Here is a 17,650-nt window from a genome sequence, read left to right as displayed (position 1 = left end):
CGTTGAGTGGCTACCTGCCTGGGATAGAGATTTCTTCACGCCGCGCCAGTTTTAACTTGTTTCTGCGCGTGGTGTTTTGTGCGTGCGCTTCTGCTTGCCTGGTCTTTTTTTCTTGCTCTGTATAGAAATCGAGCGCCTCAATCTGCGCCTGCGGGTTGGCGACGATGTTCTGTAAGAGCACCTCGAACCGTTGCATGAGAGTGGTAATTGTTTCAGGATTGAAGAGCTCCGTGCTATAGTTGACCGAACCCCGCAGGCCCTGCTCGGTTTCAAACAGAAAGATGACGAAGTCAAATTTTGCGGTCACCAGTTCTCCGTTAAATGGGCTGAGCGCGATACCCGCCGCCTGGTCGTAGGCCAGGGGGATGTTTTGCATGACGAAGAGTCCACGTACCAGTGGTGTGTAGTTCTGGGTACGCTCTAAATGCAGGGCATCAACGAGTTTTTCAAATGGCAGATCTTGATGGGCATAGGCGTCCAGTACCATGTGCCGTACGCGTTTGAGGACCTCTTGAAATCCAGGTTTCCCCCCGAGATTGGTGCGTAAAACCAGCAGATTGACGAAGAAGCCGATCATGAGCTCGGTTTCCTGCAGGGTGCGATTAGCGATGTCTGTCCCCAGCACGATATCTTCCTGGTTGGTAATGCGATAGAGGAGGATATTGAATGCCGCGAGCAGGGTCATAAACAGTGTGACGCCTTCTTGCTGGCTCAGTGCCTGGAGTTGTTGGCTCAGGGTCGCCGAAAATGCGAATGGTTGCGCGGCACCCTCGAAGGTGGTGACCGCTGGTCGTGGCCGATCGGTGGTCATCTCTAAGGCTTTGGCACCACGCAGCTGTTGCTGCCAGTACGCGATCAGGCGCTCCTGTTCGCCTCCCTGTAGCCATGAGCGTTGCCAGTGCGCGAAATCCGCGTACTGGGCTGGTAGTTCCACCAGCGGGGAGGGTTTGTCCTGGGTATATGCCGCGTACAGTGTGAGCATTTCCCGTAAGAAGATGCCCGCGGACCAGGCATCAAAGGCGATATGATGCACGTTGGTGAGCAGAACATACTCGTTTTGTTGGAGCTGCAGTAAGATGGTTCGTATCAAGGGGCTCTGCTCCAGGTTAAAAAGGTGCTGCCCTTCTTGCGTTGCGAACTCCAGGGCCTTCTGTTCGCGCCGATTATCAGGAAACGTACGCAGATCAATATAGGGCAGTGCCAGCGGTTCGGCGGGCATGACGATCTGACAGGGTTGCCCATCTATTTCACGATAGATTGTCCGGAGCACTTCATGTCGGCGCACGATTTCATTGAGCGCGCGCTGCAGGGCGTCCCTCTGGACCTCTCCGTGGATGCGAACAAAGACCGGGCTGTTGTAGGATGAGCTTTCGGGAGCCAGCTGTTGCGCGAACCAGAGTCGTTGTTGGGCAAAGGAGAGTGGGAGTGGCTCGGTATGCACACTGGTCCGCAAGACTGGCCTGTTCATCGTCAGATCATGGGTGGTATTGTCCTGGAGCCTGGAGATGTAGCTGGCCAATGCGGCGATCGTTGGAGCCTCAAAGAGGGCGCGTAGCGGCACTTCCAACTGTACTTCCTGCCTGATGCGCGCGATCACCTGTGTCGCCAGCAACGAGTGACCACCCAGTTTGAAAAAGTTATCCTGCGGGCTCAGGTTCTGTTTTCCCAGTACCTCCTGCCAGATCGCACGCAACTGCTCTTCGAGCGGTGTCCATGTTTCTATGGCCTGCGCATCCTGATTGTTTTCCCGGTTCACCTCTGCTAGAGGACGTATCACGGGGCGCTCCTGCTCAGGAATGTGTTGCTGGAGCGCCTCAAGCGCGTTCTCTCCCTCCCAGGCGATCGTGGCCAGCATCTGTAAGAAGTGCCTCTGTATCGTCTGCACCGTCTGCTCGGTGAGGCGCTGTTTGTCGTATACGCAGCGCAGGCTGATCTGCTGACCAGGAATGACGAGTACGGTCAGAGGATAGCTGGTCTGGGCGCCGATTGAGCGAATATTGTTGACCACCAGCAACTGGTCGTTCTTTTGCAGGATCGAGTTGTCCACCGGATAGTTTTCTACCACCAGCAAACTTTCATATAGTGAGGAACCTCCCTGTATCTGACTCCATTGGTGCACCTTGCCACCTGAGATATATTCAAACTGCCTCAGCTCAAGATTGTGAAGCTGGAGCTGCTGAAGCCAGGACCAGAGCGGCTGCTCTGCAGGCAGTGATACGCGCACTGGAAGGGTATTGATGCAGAGGCCGACCATGCTCTCGATACCGGGCAGTTCTGGAGGACGCCCCGAGACGGTGATCCCAAAGAGCACATCGGCTTGCTGACTGTATCGTCCGAGTAAGAGGGCCCATACCCCCTGGAAAAGCGTGTTGAGCGTGAGGCGTTGCTGGCGAACCAGGTGTTGCAGTTGCTCGCCGGTGCGTGCGTCTAGCAGCGTATCAATGGTGCCGAAGCCCCCTGGGCCAGGCTCGATGTCCGGATTGGGCACGCTCTTTCCCAGCGGTGTTGGCTGGTGGATACCCCGCAGGTTCGCGCGCCAGAATGTTTCTGCTTTGCTCTCATCCTGTTGCTTGAGCCAGTTGATGTAGTCACGATAGGGGCGATGCGCTGCGGGTTGATACCTCTGCCCCTTACTCAACGCCTCATAGCTGAGTAGAAAATCTTTCTGGACTAGCGAGCAACACCAGCCGTCCATGAGGATGTGATGATGGGTCCAGACGAATTCGTATGTTGTATCGCTGGTTTGCAAGAGGGCCAGCCGCATCAACGGGGGACGTGTTAATTTAAAACCCGTCGCGCGATCGCGCTGGAGAAAGTCCTCTAACTTGCTGGCCTGTTCCTGTGCTGAAAACATACGCCAGTCTTCGTACTGGAACGGAACGTCTACCTGTTTCATCACGACCTGTACCGGCTCGTTCTGTGCACTCCAGACGAACGCGGTTCGTAGGATGGCGTGGTACCGGGTTACCTGTTGCCAGGCCTGGATAAAAAGTTCCTGATCAAGCTCTCCCTCCAATGTACATGCAAACTGTTCAATATGGACGCCAGAACCAGTATTCTGGACCGTCTCATAGAACATTCCCTGCTGCGCAGGGGAGAGCATATACATGGTTTCAACAAGTTTCTTGTTCATGCTATGTATTCTCCTATCGTGGACTGCATATGCCGCTATCCCTCCTCAGACTAGCTGCCAGGCTGCGACACTGTTGCCAGCGAACGCATTCTCTATATGGAGCCGGTCGTTGTGGATTATCTGTTCAGGCTTGCACTGTTGCAGGTATTCCATGTAGCCTGTGAAGAGCTGTTTGAGTATGAGTGAACGGTGCCGATCATTGAGGAGCAGCTGGTGATAGCTCCAGAGCACCGCGTATCTCTCCGTGTCCAATTGAGCGATAAAGATGCGCATCAGCGGTGCCTGCTCATATGAGAAATCCTGTTCGCGATCTGTCTGCTGGTAGTGCATAAATTGTTTTTGCTGCTGTGCCGCTGTGAGGTGGCGCCAGTCTTGCTGAATCGTCGGCAAGAAGATGTCCCGATAGACGATTTGCTGTGATTCGGGCAATCCCTCCCAGAGAAAGCTGCTGCGCAAGATGGGCTGGCTCTGTATCACCTGATCCCAGGCCTGCTGAAAGGCGCAGACATCGAAGCCCCGCTCAAAGAGCATGCTGACCTGCATAATGCTGTCTGTTATGGATGTCGATGGAGCATGGAAGAGCTTCTTCTGCTGTCGCACTGTCAGTGGACAAATATCTTCAACCTGACGCGGCATGTCGATCCTTTGATCAAGCTGCTCCTGCGTCAATCGGGCCAGGGGAAAATCTGAGGGCGTAACGCCCCCGGCCTGTGGCTGCTGACAGTGGTTCAGGATTTCGCGCAGGGTATGGATAAACTCAGCTGCCAGCTCCTGGATGGTTGCCGCATCATAGCAGTTTCGACTGTAGCTCCAGGTAAAGTGTATCCGATCATCTGTGACGAGACTGATGATCTCCAGTAAATATGCGCGCTGCCCCTGTTGGTGATGGGTTGAACGGTAATATGCGGTAGAAGAAGGTATGGGTTCTGATGCTTCTCCCTGGCTCCATGCGGATCTCTCGAGATAGCTAAAATGAAGAGTCGGTCGAGCCGGACCAATCATGTCTGTGTTAGCCATCCCTGTCGCCGAACAGCATCGTTGGCTGCGGGCCGGTTTTTGATCCGCCTGCTGGTGCAGCTGCTCTTTGACGAGCTTAATCGCCTGCGCGAGCGAGTGGCAGCCTGTCAAATCCAGGTGTACCGGGTATGTCCCATGTGCAAGGCTGATGGTGACCGCTTCCTGGTTGCGCCAGAGCATCAGGGTCAATGCCAGCGCGGTCAGCAGGATGTCATGGACCTGTGTGCGATAGACATCTTGTATTGTCTCGAGCAGGGCGTGTGTCTCCCCTGGTGTCAGGGCGACCGTCGCTCTCTCTGTCGACTCAATGGTATTGGCCCCGCCTGCATAGTCAACGGGCAGTTCGGTGCTGAACTGTGGAGAGATCGCGCTGCAACCTGTCATCTCCAGGTCGGGCGCGACGTTAACGTCGATCCGGGTATTGCGCAGTGGTTGAGCGGCTTGTCCGTGGGTGAGCGCACCAATCGATTGGGTAATGTCCAGCACAATATGCTCCAGGAGGCGTTGATAGTCCGTGATGATGCTGGCAATCGTTGACGGCTCGAAGAGCGCACTGTTGTATCCCAGCGTGCCAAGCAGGCCCTGTTGTGTCTCCATCAGTGAGAGGGTGAGATCAGACCCCTTGCTGTCTGTATATAGTGGCATCACTTCAACCTCAAGACCCTCAAATGCGGTACTGGTGAGCGGTGCGCTTTGCAGTATAAACATTGCCTGCAAGAGTGCTGTAATCCCTGGTGTGTGTCTCGGTTGGATTTCCTGGGCGATCTGTTCCAATGAGACGTGTTGATGTGTGTATGCGTCCAGACAGACCTGTCTGACCTGCTGCAGGACATCTTTGAATGCCTGATCATCTACCAGCTCAGAGACCATGATGAGAGTGTTGTCAAAGGGACCGATCAGATCCTCTATCTCGGCTCGCTCACGATTGGCGATCTGTGTGCCAACCGCGATCTGTTCTTGCTGACTATAGCTATGGAGCAGGACCTGCCAGGCCGCCAGCAGGGTCATATAGAGTGTGACGCCTTCATGCCGGCTGAGCCGCTGTAGTTTCTGGAGTACCTGCATGGGTACGGTGAACATCTGCTGTGAAGCAATGACAGTTTGTGCTGCCGGGCGCGGATAACCAAGCGGCGCCGGTACGCCGACCAGCCGCTTCTTCCAGAACTGTATCTGCGACTGCAGCACCGTTGTATCCATCCAATCGCACTGCCAGGCTATAAAGTCGCCATATTGAATGGCCAGGTGAGGCACTATTGCTGGTTGCCCGCTGATAGACGCGTTGTAGTGCGCCGCCAGCTCACGCATGAATATGCCGTGCGACCACCCATCAGCGACGATTGGATGGATGGTCAGGCACAAGACCGCATGATGGGGATCGATCTGCAGCAGGTGCGCACGCAGTAAGGGCCCCTGCGCGAGATTGAATGGATGCCGTCTGTGCTCCTGAACGAACTGCTCAACGGCCTGTTCTTGCAACTCAGGAGCGATATGGGTGAGATCGACCAGGTCGAGCGGCGAGGCCATCGTAGCCAGAACCATCTGAACCGGACTGCCCTCGATCGAGAGAAAGACGGTGCGTAGGGTCTCGTGGCGCTGCACGATCTTTTTGAGACTCTGCTCAAGTCTATCGATATCGATCTTGCCCCGCATATGCAGCATGCTTGCTGGATGGTGAGTTGCTCCCCTCGGATTCTGTTGATCTGCGTGCCAGATGCGTTGTTGGGTATGAGAGAGTGGCAACAGGATACCATGGGTCATCGGTTGGATATCTGGCACGCGATATCCCCGCTCCATCTGCCCGTACGTTTCGACCAGTGCTGCCAGCGCTGCCAGTGTCGGTGCCTTGAAGATTGCATAGAGCGGTATGTCTACCCCCAACTGCTGACGAATGCGCGTGATCAATTGCGTTGCCAGCAGAGAATGACCACCAATGTCAAGGAAGTTTTCATTGCGCCCCACAACGGCCCTCCCGAGCAGTTGTTGCCAGATCCTGATCAGCGTTTGTTCCACCCACATTCGGGTCTGCTGATGATTCCTTGAGCCCTCACTGCGCCAGCGTATAAAGCCTGCATTGCCTGGCACCTGCGGATCAGACAAACTGGTTTTGCCGATCGCGGTCAATGAGCATGCTGGAGCCGCTTTGTTGTGACCAGGCTGTGTACTCATAAAATGCATCACTCCCTATTTCTGGTGCGCAAGCCGGTATGTACCGTTCACGTCTTTTCTGCTGCTAAGAATAAGGGCTACCCGTTAGTGCGAGCGTTATTTTATGCGTTAAGTTGGCGGCAAGAAGAGAGGGTGATGGAGTTAACGCTTGGGTTAACAGCATATCTAACGCCATAACGCGTACGATCAGAGCAGCCTTACTGGCTCAGCCCATGAAACATGTTACGGTAACGCTCTATAAATGAGAGAGGAGACTGGAAGGTTGGCTATGCACCAGGACTCAAGAAGCTTTTATCGCAACGTCTATCGACGGTACCTGCGTCCTCAACGTGCTCAATTACTGCTCCTGGCCGTGCTACTGTTGCTTGGTAGCCTGGTTGTGCTCGCACCGGCTCAGGTCCTGCGTTTCTATATTGATGCGGCTCAGCAGAAAAGTGTGCTCACCACTTTGCTCGTGATCGCGAGCCTGTACCTGGTGAGCGTCATTATCGCGATGGGCATCAATGTATGGAGCACCTATTTGAGTGAACGCTTGAGCTGGAACGCGACGAACCTGTTACGCGCGGATCTCATGCAGCATTGTCTGGACCTGGATATGTCATTCCACAATGCCCATACGCCCGGTGAGCTCATTGAACGCATCGATGGCGATGTCACGACGCTGGCGAACTTCTTTTCACAGTTGATGCTACAAGTTCTCAATAATGCCATTTTGCTTTTCTGTACGTTAATCTTTCTGGCGGCCATCGATTGGCGGTTGGGGATTGTGTTTAGTGTCTTTGCGTGCGTTACGCTGTTCGCGATGGGAAAAGTGCGCAATATCGCGATCCCACATTGGAAGCTGGCACGCCAGGCCAGCGCTTTATTCTTCGGCTTCTTAGAAGAACGGCTCAATGGTCGTGAAGATATTCTCTCTTCATCTGCTATCGATTATGTTATGCATTGTTTTTACCATACACTACAGAAGAGTTATAAGCTTGAGCGAAAAGCGGGCCTGCTCGGCTCGGCTCTTGGTGCCACAACTATTGTGTGTTTTACCCTGGGCTATGTGATGGCCTTTTCATTGGGCACCTATCTCTATCAGCAGGGCGCGCTTACCCTTGGTGGCGTCTACCTGCTGTACCAATATATGCTGCTTCTGGAACGGCCCGTTCAGCAGATTACCACGCAGCTGGATGAACTGCAGACGGCAAGCGCTGGACTGGCTCGTGTCCGTGAGCTTCTGGAGACAAGTAGCGTGCTGCGTGAATGTTCCTCTGGCTCCCTGCCAGCTGGACCTCTCCCGATCACCCTTGAGAACGTCTCTTTCCGCTATACGCCCGAACGGAAAGCGCTGAATGGGATTTCATTGCGGGTGCCTGCTGGCAACGTACTGGCGGTGATGGGACGTACTGGATGTGGGAAAAGCACGCTGGCCAGGCTATTATTGCGTCTATACGATCCCGATGAAGGGAAGATCCTCTTTGGCTCTACCCCCATTGATGCGGTACCACTGCAGACGCTGCGCAATAGTGTGAGCCTGGTGACACAGGATATCCAGTTCTTTCACGCTTCTGTGCGCGACAATCTGACATTCTTTAATCGCAGTATTGGTGATGAAACCATTCTAGATGTCCTTGACCAGGTTGGCCTGCTTGACTGGTATCATAGCCTACCGGATGGGCTCGATACGATCGTACAGAGCTCACAGGGGCTTTCCGCCGGTGAAGCGCAGCTACTGGCCTTTAGTCGCGCCTTTTTAAAGGATCCTCAGATCGTCATTTTAGATGAAGCCTCTTCGCGCCTCGATCCGGTGACGGAGCAGAAGATTGAGCGCGCCGTTGATCGATTGCTGGCCAATCGCACGGGCATTATTATCGCGCACCGGCTTGCTACGCTTGAACGAGCTGACCAGGTGCTGTTGCTGAAAGATGGACAGATTGAAGAACAGGGCGCCCTGGCGGCATTGCGTCAAAGAGGTCACTCACGCATTGCTCAACTGTTTGCCGAGCAGCACAAGGAGGTTGTGGCATGAAAACCTGGCAATACGCCTTTCGCTTGATGAAACTACAGCCCTGGCTCTATTTCTGGACCGGCCTGTTACAATTTCTCTTTCTTCTGACGACCCTGGGAGAAGGGCTGCTCATTCAGAGCTTTGTAGATAGCCTGACCGGCCATCTGCTGTTTGGATTGAATGTCTGGAGTATCATCGCTTTATTGCTGGTGATACGGTTGAGCTGTGTCGTGTTTATGATTCTGGGCATTCTGACCCAGACCACGTTGCGCTTTGCCATCACTATTCTCTTGCGGCGTAATCTGTTCGTTCATATCCTGCAACTGCCCGGCGCGCAGCAGCTGACCGATGCGGCAAGTGGCGTGGTCAATCGTTTCCGCGACGATGTGGATGAGGTTGTGCGTTTTATGGCTCTGGGCCTGCAGACGGTGGCTATGCTCATTTCAACGCTCCTGGCCCTCTCTATTATGTTTTCTATTAACGTTGGCATTACGCTGCTGATCTTCCTGCCGCCCCTGATTGTGACGGGCATGATGGTGCTGGTCTCCAATAAGGTGCGGCAGTATCGTATCCTGAGCCGTAATGCAACGGGAAATGTCACACGTATTATTGGCGAGCTCTGTCACGCGGTGCAGGCCATCCACGTGGCGAACGCGCAGTCCTCTGTGATGTCCCATTTTCGTGAGCTCAACGCCAGGCGGCAGCAGGCCTCTGTAAGCGAGCGCCTCTTCACCGCGATCCTGGAATCGATTGCTGGCAACCTGATCTACCTCAGCATGGGTCTGATCTTGATGTTTATTGCTCAGCCATTGCTAGCTGGCACGTTCACTGTCGGCGATTTTGCGCTGTTTATGTCGTACCTGGTCTTTGCTACCCAGATTCCCCAGGCGATTGGCCTGTGTCTCGCCTTTTATAAGCAGGCGGGCGTCTCTTTTGAACGCATGCTTGCGCTGATCCAGCAACCGCCCGACGCCCTGGTCGCTGATGCCCCGCTGTATCTTCGTGGCCCCATCCCACCGGTGACGGAGATAGAGAAACAGCCAGATGATCAATTCCGTTCATTACACGTGAATAATCTCTCCTATCACTATCCTGGTACGACCCATGGGATCGAGGACATCGACCTCCAGCTTCAACCCGGCTCCTTTACCGTGATTACGGGCCGCATTGGCGCTGGCAAAACGACGCTCCTGCGCGCATTGTTGGGATTGCTCCCGAAGGAGACGGGGGACATTTTCTGGAATGATAGCGCGGTCGAGCATCCATCAACCTGGCTCGTGCCGCCGCGCTGCGCGTATACAGCCCAGGTGCCACGTCTCTTTAGCGAATCATTGAAAGAGAATATTCTGCTCGGGCAGCCGGAGGATAGCCAGAAGTTGCAGCATATTCTCTTTCAAGCGATCCTTGAGGATGACGTTCTGACGCTGGAGCAGGGTCTGGAGACTCAGATTGGCCTGCGTGGTGTCAAACTCTCTGGCGGGCAGCAGCAGCGCGCCGCCGCTGCCCGTATGTTCGCCCGGCAGAGCGATCTGCTTGTGTTTGATGATCTGTCGAGCGCGCTGGATGGAGAAACGGAACAGCAGCTCTGGGAACGTCTCGGTGCCCAAAAGCGCTACACCTGTCTGGTGGTCTCACACCGCAAAGAAGCGTTCAGACGTGCTGACCAGATCATTGTCTTGAAGAAGGGCAGGATTGAAGCACGGGGAACGCTGGGTACACTCCTACAGACGTGCGCGGAGATGCGTAATCTATGGTCAGGCTCTGAGGAGGGCGAGGAAAAAGATGGGAAGTCCGTACAGGATGAAATAATGGTGTAAGCAAAACTACGAGGCATGTACCTCTCTACCCTTTTTGTGCCGTTGTCTGCAGGGTGGAGAGGTGCCGTGCCAGCATCTCTATCGTTGGATAGCTGTAGAAGATCTCGGTCGGGATGGGATGGCTGAGCCGCCGCTGTAGATGCATTTGTAGGATGCGCAGGTTCAGCGATTTACAGCCCAGGTCGAAAAAGTTGTGCTTCTCATTGATCTGCTGAGTGTTCAGTTCGATACACAGCAGATCAATGAGCAGCTGTTGCAGCTGCACAATCATGTCAGGCCGGGCTATGTGTGAGGAGGGGGAAGCGTGCTGCATATCTTTTGCCTCTCCATAATGTGATCGGCCCTTTCATGACGCTCGCAGCCTCCCTCATATGCAGGCAGGGTGCGCGCTTGAAAAGAGCCGATCAACGTGTGCTAGATAGAAAAAATGATGTGATGGTGGCATATGCACGTTCTGGCTAAAGCGTTGACGCCTCCATCTTCTTGCGCAGGCTCAGTGGACGCATATCGGTCCAGACCTCTTTTACATAGGCCAGGCATTCATCTTTCAAGCCACTTTTACCAGTGTCGTTCCAGCCAAGAGGAATAGGGAGATACTCAGGCCAGATAGAATATTGTTCCTCATGATTGACGACCACACGATAAACGGTGTTATCTTCATTCTGCTCACGGCTCATTGCGAGTGAACTCCTTCTGCTTGCTGGCTTTCGCATAGCTGCGCTCTCCAGCAACATTGTGTCTAAGAGATATCGATTGTAAGGGAGGCGATAAAGATAGAGCCGTGTCGTCAAGTATATACTTCTGATTGGCTCACGAAACATCGTGTGAGCGCAGTGACCGCTCCTCTTCAGCACCTGATTACCCACACCAGTGCACTTCCATCCTCTTCATGACGAAGTGTACTATGAATTGCTGGCCAGGTCATGCGCTCAATGGTTTATTTCTTCTACCCTGTCGGGCGTACAAATCCTGCCTTCAGAACGGTTAGTCCCGCATCATGGTCATGCTGCTCAGTTTGTTCTGATAGCGTAGGAAGTCTTGGTGGAGCTGGCAATAAATAGGATAGCCCTCCTGCTTAAAATGACATGCCCAGGCGATCCGGCCTGGTATCTGTGATTTATCCGGCATTGGCTGCATGCCCATTCTCCGTGAGAGGCTGGCTCCCGCCGCTGTAGTCGTGACGGTATAAATATGCTCAATGTGAAAGCCCTGATGGGATAGATGGAGTATGAGGTCAGTATAGTAGAGAATCAGTAAACCGGCGTAGAGGTTCCGCTGATGACGGGGGAGCGCAGGGTCAACAACGATGACATCGATATAAATATCAAATGGTTCTTGCTGTGAGAACGCGAGCACGTCCTGGATGGTAATGTCGCGTTCAATGCGTGTACCACAGAGCAAGTTCTCTTGAAAAGCAGGGGTAAAGCGAAATAAAGAGAAATATCCCACCACATGCTGGTGGACTTTTAAAGAATGAAATGAGTAGCCATTTTTTTCTTGAAAGCGAATCCGTTCAGCCAGGGGGGTAATATACGTACTGCCGAAACAGCGAATGCCAATCTCCATCTCCTCTTGTTGCTCGTCTATACTTGACCTGCCAAAAGAAACCGCCTGCACCGGAATATCTTGCATCTCGCCTCTCCTTTTTCGCTTCATTCTCCTCGCTTCTATCTTCAAATTATACCTTATCCCGTTCCGGCTCTCTTCATCTTCTCGTACCCTTGCGAGTGGTTTCTCAAAGGAATCGGATAGACATAGTGTCCCTGAGAAAGCTGCTACGAAGGATCATCCTTTTGCTGTAGTAGCCTCATCACGGAGAGAGCCATTTGTTTTTCCGCCTCTAAAATTTGATTCAGCACCGTCCGGTCGGGCAAAATACATAACACTTCCGTGTTGGTCGTGTCTCCTATGGGAGGATGATACAGTAAATATGCATCGGTATGATGAGGATCTGGATGTTTGTAAACCTCAAAGAGCATGCTTATCCTGTCCAGTGTCAAAGGGACTGTAGAGTCTAAGACATAGCCATTGTGCGCGGCCCATCTCCTCCAATCGTGGAGGATGATCTCTTTGGGAAAAGAGCGTTTTTTATCCCAGTGTAGTATTCGCATTGCGCTCCTCCTTGCCAGGGGATCTATACCTAACGGGCCACCAGCCTGTTACCCGTTATCGAAAGATTCCCCTGGTTTTCGTTGTTTCTCCCGGCTTGTTATTAATATGCTTTAATCATATATAAAGTGTCATTATTTTGCATGCGTACATGACTGTATATTTTTTGCATCTACATTAGAAAGTAGCCGATGTTCATGGTCATTGCTTGCAGCCTGCATGCGCTTTCGCCCCTACCGCGCTTTTCCAAAAACGAAAAAGCCGCCTATGCTTGCACTTGATTTACAAACGCAGAACGGGCGGACTTTTCTGTTCTTCGTATAGAAATATGTTTTTTTTCCGAGAAAAAAGGGTGAAGGATTGTGCGATTCCTAGAAACTGGTTGCGTTTCTCTGACGATCCTCGTAAGACTCAACGGCAAGTTCAATCAGGCGTTCCAGCAGATCCGGATAAGCAAGGCCACTGGCTTCACACAATTTAGGATACATACAATCCTCAGTAAAGCTGGGAAGCGTGTTTACTTCATTGAGGTAGATATTTTTGGTCTCTTTTTCCAGAAAGAAATCAAAGCGCGCCAGGCTGCTTAACTCCAGGGCACGGAAGGCTTTAATGGACTGTTGTTGTACCTCAAGTGCCAGGTCATCAGGGATTTCAGCGGGAATCACTTTGGTGGAGGGCTCAATGTATTTGGCATGGTAATCGTAGAAATCGCATTCATCGCGAATAAGTACTTCCCCTACTACCGATGCCAGTAAGTCTTCGTTCCCTAGAACTGCACACTCTACTTCACGGCAATTAATCGCCTTCTCTACCAGGATCTTTTGATCGTATGAGGCGGCCAGAAATGCCGCCTGGCGTAGCTCCTCGCGCGAACGTACCTTGCTGACCCCGATGCTAGAGCCTCCATTTGCGGGCTTGACAAAGCATGGATAGTCGAAGTGGTCTTCTATCGCATCCAATATTCGCTCGGGATTGCGCTCCAATTCTGCGCGGCGATACGACTTATAGTCAACGACTGGCAGTCCTGTTGCCTGTAGGATCTGTTTTGTCTTTTCTTTATCCATGCTGATTGCTCCTCCAAGTACACCACAACCAACATAGGGGATCCCGAGCATCTCTAATAAGCCTTGCAGCTTTCCATCTTCCCCATATGTGCCATGAAGTAAGGGAAAGATCACATCAATTTTTGGGGTAACAGAAGAGAGGGGATGCGGCATAACTGACGCGTAGTGAGGTGCCATATCAACGATCGTTGTGTGCTGTAACTGCTCTGGCTGGTTCAATGCTTGACTTTCACAATCCCTGTGCTGTAATTCATACGGAGTTGTCTGGGTCACCCATTGTCCTGTTTGCGTGATACCTATCGGCACTAAATCAAATCTATCCTGCTTGAGATGTTTGAGGACAGAGGCCGCGGACGCTAGAGAAGCTTCGTGTTCTGAAGAACGACCACCAAAGAGAATGCCAATAGAGAGTCTCTTTTTCATACTTCAGGCCTTCCTTAATCTGAAGAAATAAAAGAACACTGGGGATCACCGTTGTTGATACGCCTGTTACGATAACCACAAGATGTAAGAAGTGATATATGCTATTTCCATAGCGCTGGGAGAACTATAAGTTTTAACTGCATCCGCTGTATCCGTAATGAATTATACTGAACCATATTAAAGTCTGTCAAGGGTTTTTCGTTGCAATTTGTGCCAAAAATATTCATGGTTTTAAAAGTTTTAAAAGTTTCAAAAGTATCACCTAAGAAAAAGTCATGTAGTAGACGTTGGTCCATGGGAGCTCGAATGCGCTCCCATGGACCAACGTCTACTACATGACAAAGGATATCTGACACCCTCTCTTAGTTGTTGGGGGCCAGGGTTTTCTGACGATCCCGGGCGGCAAAGCGAGCCCCCCATATGCCGAGGATACCCGCGATGAAAAGAGCTGTGGGACAGAAGGCGAGTAGGCTCAGGCGCAGATCCTGGCCGGCGCTGTTGAGGAGAAAGTGTTGACCATGGGTGGGATCAAGAGATGTGGTGATGGCTCCGACAATGGATGGCGCAAAGGCATCACCGAAAAAGTGCGCGATCACCAGCGACAGGGCGAGGGCCGAGGATCCCATGGCTGGCACTACTATCTGCTGCGTCGCGGCAGCCGCAGGACCATTGTACAGATTGACGCATAACAGCGTGAGAAAGAGGAAGATGCTAAAGACGACAAAGTTGTTATTGAGCATGGCGAGCGCGAAACAGATCGCGCCAATGAGAAAGCCTGCTCCACAGATAAAAATATGGGCGCCCGCAAAACGCTTCTGCCAGCTATCGGCCAATATCCCTCCCAGGATCGTCCCCGCGACGCCCGCTACGACAACCATCAGGCCCGAGTAGAGGCCTGCGGTAGCCGGATCGAGATGAAAAGCATCCTTTTGTTGTAGATAAGTTGGCATAAAAATAACCGCGACGCCGAGGAAGAAGAAGGCGAAGATCTGCATCGCAGTGAGCATGAGAAAGCTGCGAATGTGCAGTAAGTTGCTGATGCGCTCCACGGTTTGCGTACCAGCTTGCTTGAGTGCTTGCCGATTGATACGTAGTTTTCTGACGTTTTTTTCCTGTATGGGAAACTTCCATACGAGAAATCCAAGCAGGATACCCGGGACGCTGCTTAGCACAAAGGCCAGGCGCCAGGCGTGTGGTGACGTACTGACGATCATACCTCCCAGAATGAAACCAACCATCAATCCAATGGTAGCCCCCACATTCCACCAGCTCAAGACTTTTCCCCACTTATCGGCTGGAAATCTCTGGCTGAGCAGTGCCGTTCCCGCGGGATAGTAGCCCGCCTCACCAATCCCTAGCAGCATGCGCGTACAAAAGAGAGCGATAAAACTGGTTGCCAGTGCGGAGAAAATGGTACTCACGCTCCACAGCATGGTGCAGAAAGCAATCAGCCGTTTCTTAGAGATGCTGTCGGCGAGCAATCCCAGTGGCAACGTAAAGATGGTGTAGACGATGAGAAAGGCTGAGGCGATGAAGCCGATACCATCTATACCAAAGTGGAGATCTTTGGCGACCGCGGTCGCGATGCTGGAGAAAATATAGCGATCCATGTAATTTAACAGGTTGATGCCAAACATGACTCCTAAAATGTACCAGCCTGCGTAGCGCGAGCGCGCCGGTGCTTTTGGGCCAACACATCTGAGGTTTGCATGGTCTGATCCATAACTGCTCCTTTGCTACCAACAAAAAGGCATGAACAAGGTTCTTATGGGAAATCGGCAGGTACTGTGGCGCATTGCTGTAACATATGAGGCAGATGATTTTATGGTGGAAGGAAGATGACTTTTTGAGATAAATGGACTTTCAATAGTTTTTGTTTCTTTAGCTAACAAAGCATGTATATGCATAAATTTAACACATGCATATACATGTTGTCAAACTCAACCTTTAGATATCAATGAAACTTTTGAAACTTTTAAAACTAAGGATATTATTAGTATTTTAAATACTTGACAAACTGTTGAGAATAGGGTATATCAACAGAGAAGATACTTTTGAAACTTTTGAGGCTAGTGAAACAATGGAGAAGTCGATGCATATCAGATCCGCGCCGATAAACGTTATGAGCGCGCTTTCTCCTCTCGGTGAGGTGGGTGCGTCCCCCGATGCTCTCAACACTTCTATTGATGACATCCATGTAGTTATGCATATTCTTTCGTTGGGACAAATTTTATGCCATCAGGTGAGAGGAGCTGTATTTCGACTCTGCCAGGAAGTACGGTATGTGACGAAGAATCGCGCCCAGCTCTCCTTAACAAAGGAGAAAGAGCGCGATGTGAAGCTTCCTCACGATTTTCATCAAGTGGCCATGTCTCTGCCGGTTCAATTTGGCCGGAATGTGTATGGCTCTTTACATATTGCCGTTGATCCATTCAATACAGAACAGCCAGCCCTCCCTCTGGTCATTGCGCAGCTGCTCGCCCAATCCTGCAGCTGGCTGCTCTACACCCTGGAGCAATCTACCTTTCTTCATAGTCAATGCCCGCATATCGATTACCAGGTGTATGAGCCACTGACGAAGAGGGAGAGTGAAGTGCTGAAATTGATGTTTCGTGGCTATGATCAGGAGCAGATTGCCGAACAATTATGTATTGCTCCCGCTACTGTGAATAAACATCGGCAGCACATCTACGAACGCCTTGGCGTCCATAATGAGCGTGATGCTTTGCTGGCGGCTTACTATATTGGCATTCTTTCCCTTTTTGATGATCTGATGCTCAAAGATGAAAAGAAGGACTATTAATCATGAATAATGGAAGCAGGGATGTATCGCATGCTGACCGGTTGCTGTACCTCAAGCGCGCGGATGTGATTGAGGCCAGCCGATCTCTTGATAGCGTTGATGTCTTGCGCCAGGTGTTTCGCTTGCACGCATTGCATGAAACGCTCTTACCTGATGAGGCGTACCTGGGCTGGCGCAATCGGGAAGATGAGAGCCTGCGCAGCCTGAACATGCCCAGTTATCTGGGAGGCGAGTTTGATGCGGCCGGTACCAAAATCATCAATAGCAATCCCAGCAATCCACGGCGTCATCTGCCGCGCGCCAGTGGCGTGACATTGTTGTTTGATACGATGACGGCTCGCATTACCTGTATTATGGAGGCGGCCTACATCTCCAGCCTGCGTACTGCCAGCGTGTCGGCCCTGGCGACAGAGCTCTGTCGGGGCGAGAAGAACATTACCACGATTGCGGTGATCGGCGCTGGTGTGCTGGCTGAGGCGCATGTGTCGCTGTTCATTCAACGTTTTCCCGAGGTGCGTCATGTGCTGATGTTCGATCTGCTCCCCGAGCGCGTGCAGGCATGTGGCGAGCACCTCTCCCCCCTCTTACAGGAGCACGATGTGCAGTTGTCTCTGGCTGAAAGTGCCCAGCAGGCAATTGAACAGGCCGACGTCATTATCCCGGCCACAACCACGACCACAGGGTATATTCACTATGGCTGGCTCAAGCCGGGGGCAATGCTGGTGAATGTTTCTTTAGATGATGCGCTCCCCGAAATTGTTTTTCAGGCTGACAAAGTTATCGTTGATGATTGGTCGCTGGTGAAAAATGATCCACGTAGGTTGATCGGGCGCATGTATCGCGCGGGTCAGATCATTGGTCCTGACGATGAGACAGCCCTTCCCGGACCTGGGCAGCGTCGGATCGACGCCCAGATCGGCGATCTTGTGCTTGGGACCCGTAAGGGACGTGAGCGGGCGGAAGATATCATCCTGATCAATCCCTTTGGCCTTTCTATCGATGATATTGGCCTGGCTTCCCATATCTATCAGCGCGCCCTGGCATTAGGTCTGGGCACCTATCTCGAGTATTAAGCTTCCTGTTTCAAACGTAGCCTCACCCTTCAAACCTTTTTGCCTTCCAGCA

At 52.1% G+C, this 17,650-nt stretch carries 11 protein-coding genes; 4 read left to right on the top strand and 7 right to left on the bottom strand.

The features are described 5' to 3' along the window. Positions 1 to 10 precede the first annotated feature (10 nt). Together AABA21_RS03925 and AABA21_RS03920 are read right to left on the bottom strand one after the other, a co-directional pair. A complete protein-coding gene (locus AABA21_RS03925) occupies positions 11 to 3,133 on the bottom strand; it encodes a condensation domain-containing protein (RefSeq protein WP_338247680.1) in 3,123 nt (1,040 codons plus the stop codon). A 45-nt stretch (positions 3,134 to 3,178) separates the two neighbouring features. After that, on the bottom strand, positions 3,179 to 6,316 hold the full coding sequence (locus tag AABA21_RS03920; protein WP_338247679.1) for a condensation domain-containing protein: 3,138 nt from the start codon (positions 6,314 to 6,316) through the stop codon (positions 3,179 to 3,181). A 268-nt stretch (positions 6,317 to 6,584) separates the two neighbouring features. Here AABA21_RS03920 and AABA21_RS03915 point away from each other — a divergent pair, with 268 nt between their 5' ends. Next, positions 6,585 to 8,330 carry an ABC transporter ATP-binding protein gene (locus AABA21_RS03915; protein WP_338250993.1) on the top strand — a complete coding sequence of 582 codons (1,746 nt, stop codon included), beginning with the start codon at positions 6,585 to 6,587 and terminating at the stop codon, positions 8,328 to 8,330. Then, positions 8,327 to 10,126, top strand: a complete 1,800-nt coding sequence (locus tag AABA21_RS03910; RefSeq protein WP_338247678.1) for an ATP-binding cassette domain-containing protein — start codon at positions 8,327 to 8,329, stop codon at positions 10,124 to 10,126. The genes AABA21_RS03915 and AABA21_RS03910 overlap by 4 nt, the downstream gene beginning before the upstream one ends. A gap of 25 nt (positions 10,127 to 10,151) precedes the next feature. Here AABA21_RS03910 and AABA21_RS03905 read toward each other — a convergent pair whose 3' ends face one another. From AABA21_RS03905 to AABA21_RS03885, 5 genes are all read right to left on the bottom strand, one after another. Beyond that, positions 10,152 to 10,439, bottom strand: coding sequence for an acyl carrier protein (locus tag AABA21_RS03905; RefSeq protein WP_338247677.1), 288 nt, complete (start codon positions 10,437 to 10,439; stop codon positions 10,152 to 10,154). A 145-nt stretch (positions 10,440 to 10,584) separates the two neighbouring features. Next, positions 10,585 to 10,803, bottom strand: a complete 219-nt coding sequence (locus AABA21_RS03900; protein WP_338247676.1) for an MbtH family protein — start codon at positions 10,801 to 10,803, stop codon at positions 10,585 to 10,587. 307 nt (positions 10,804 to 11,110) lie between these two features. Further along, positions 11,111 to 11,758 carry a hypothetical protein gene (locus AABA21_RS03895; RefSeq protein ID WP_338247675.1) on the bottom strand — a complete coding sequence of 216 codons (648 nt, stop codon included), beginning with the start codon at positions 11,756 to 11,758 and terminating at the stop codon, positions 11,111 to 11,113. 848 nt (positions 11,759 to 12,606) lie between these two features. Beyond that, complete coding sequence (locus AABA21_RS03890; protein WP_338247674.1) at positions 12,607 to 13,722, bottom strand: D-alanine--D-alanine ligase family protein; 1,116 nt, start codon at positions 13,720 to 13,722, stop codon at positions 12,607 to 12,609. A gap of 362 nt (positions 13,723 to 14,084) precedes the next feature. After that, positions 14,085 to 15,359, bottom strand: a complete 1,275-nt coding sequence (locus AABA21_RS03885; protein WP_338247673.1) for a spinster family MFS transporter — start codon at positions 15,357 to 15,359, stop codon at positions 14,085 to 14,087. Between the two features lie 647 nt (positions 15,360 to 16,006). Here AABA21_RS03885 and AABA21_RS03880 point away from each other — a divergent pair. Next, positions 16,007 to 16,525, top strand: a complete 519-nt coding sequence (locus AABA21_RS03880) for a helix-turn-helix domain-containing protein (protein ID WP_338247672.1) — start codon at positions 16,007 to 16,009, stop codon at positions 16,523 to 16,525. A 2-nt stretch (positions 16,526 to 16,527) separates the two neighbouring features. Next, complete coding sequence (locus AABA21_RS03875) at positions 16,528 to 17,598, top strand: ornithine cyclodeaminase family protein (RefSeq protein WP_338247671.1); 1,071 nt, start codon at positions 16,528 to 16,530, stop codon at positions 17,596 to 17,598. The last annotated feature ends 52 nt before the right edge of the window (positions 17,599 to 17,650 follow it).

Source organism: Dictyobacter halimunensis (assembly GCF_036245075.1).
The sequence above is the reverse complement of the archived record's forward strand: the minus strand, read 5'-3'. Positions and strand labels throughout refer to the sequence as shown.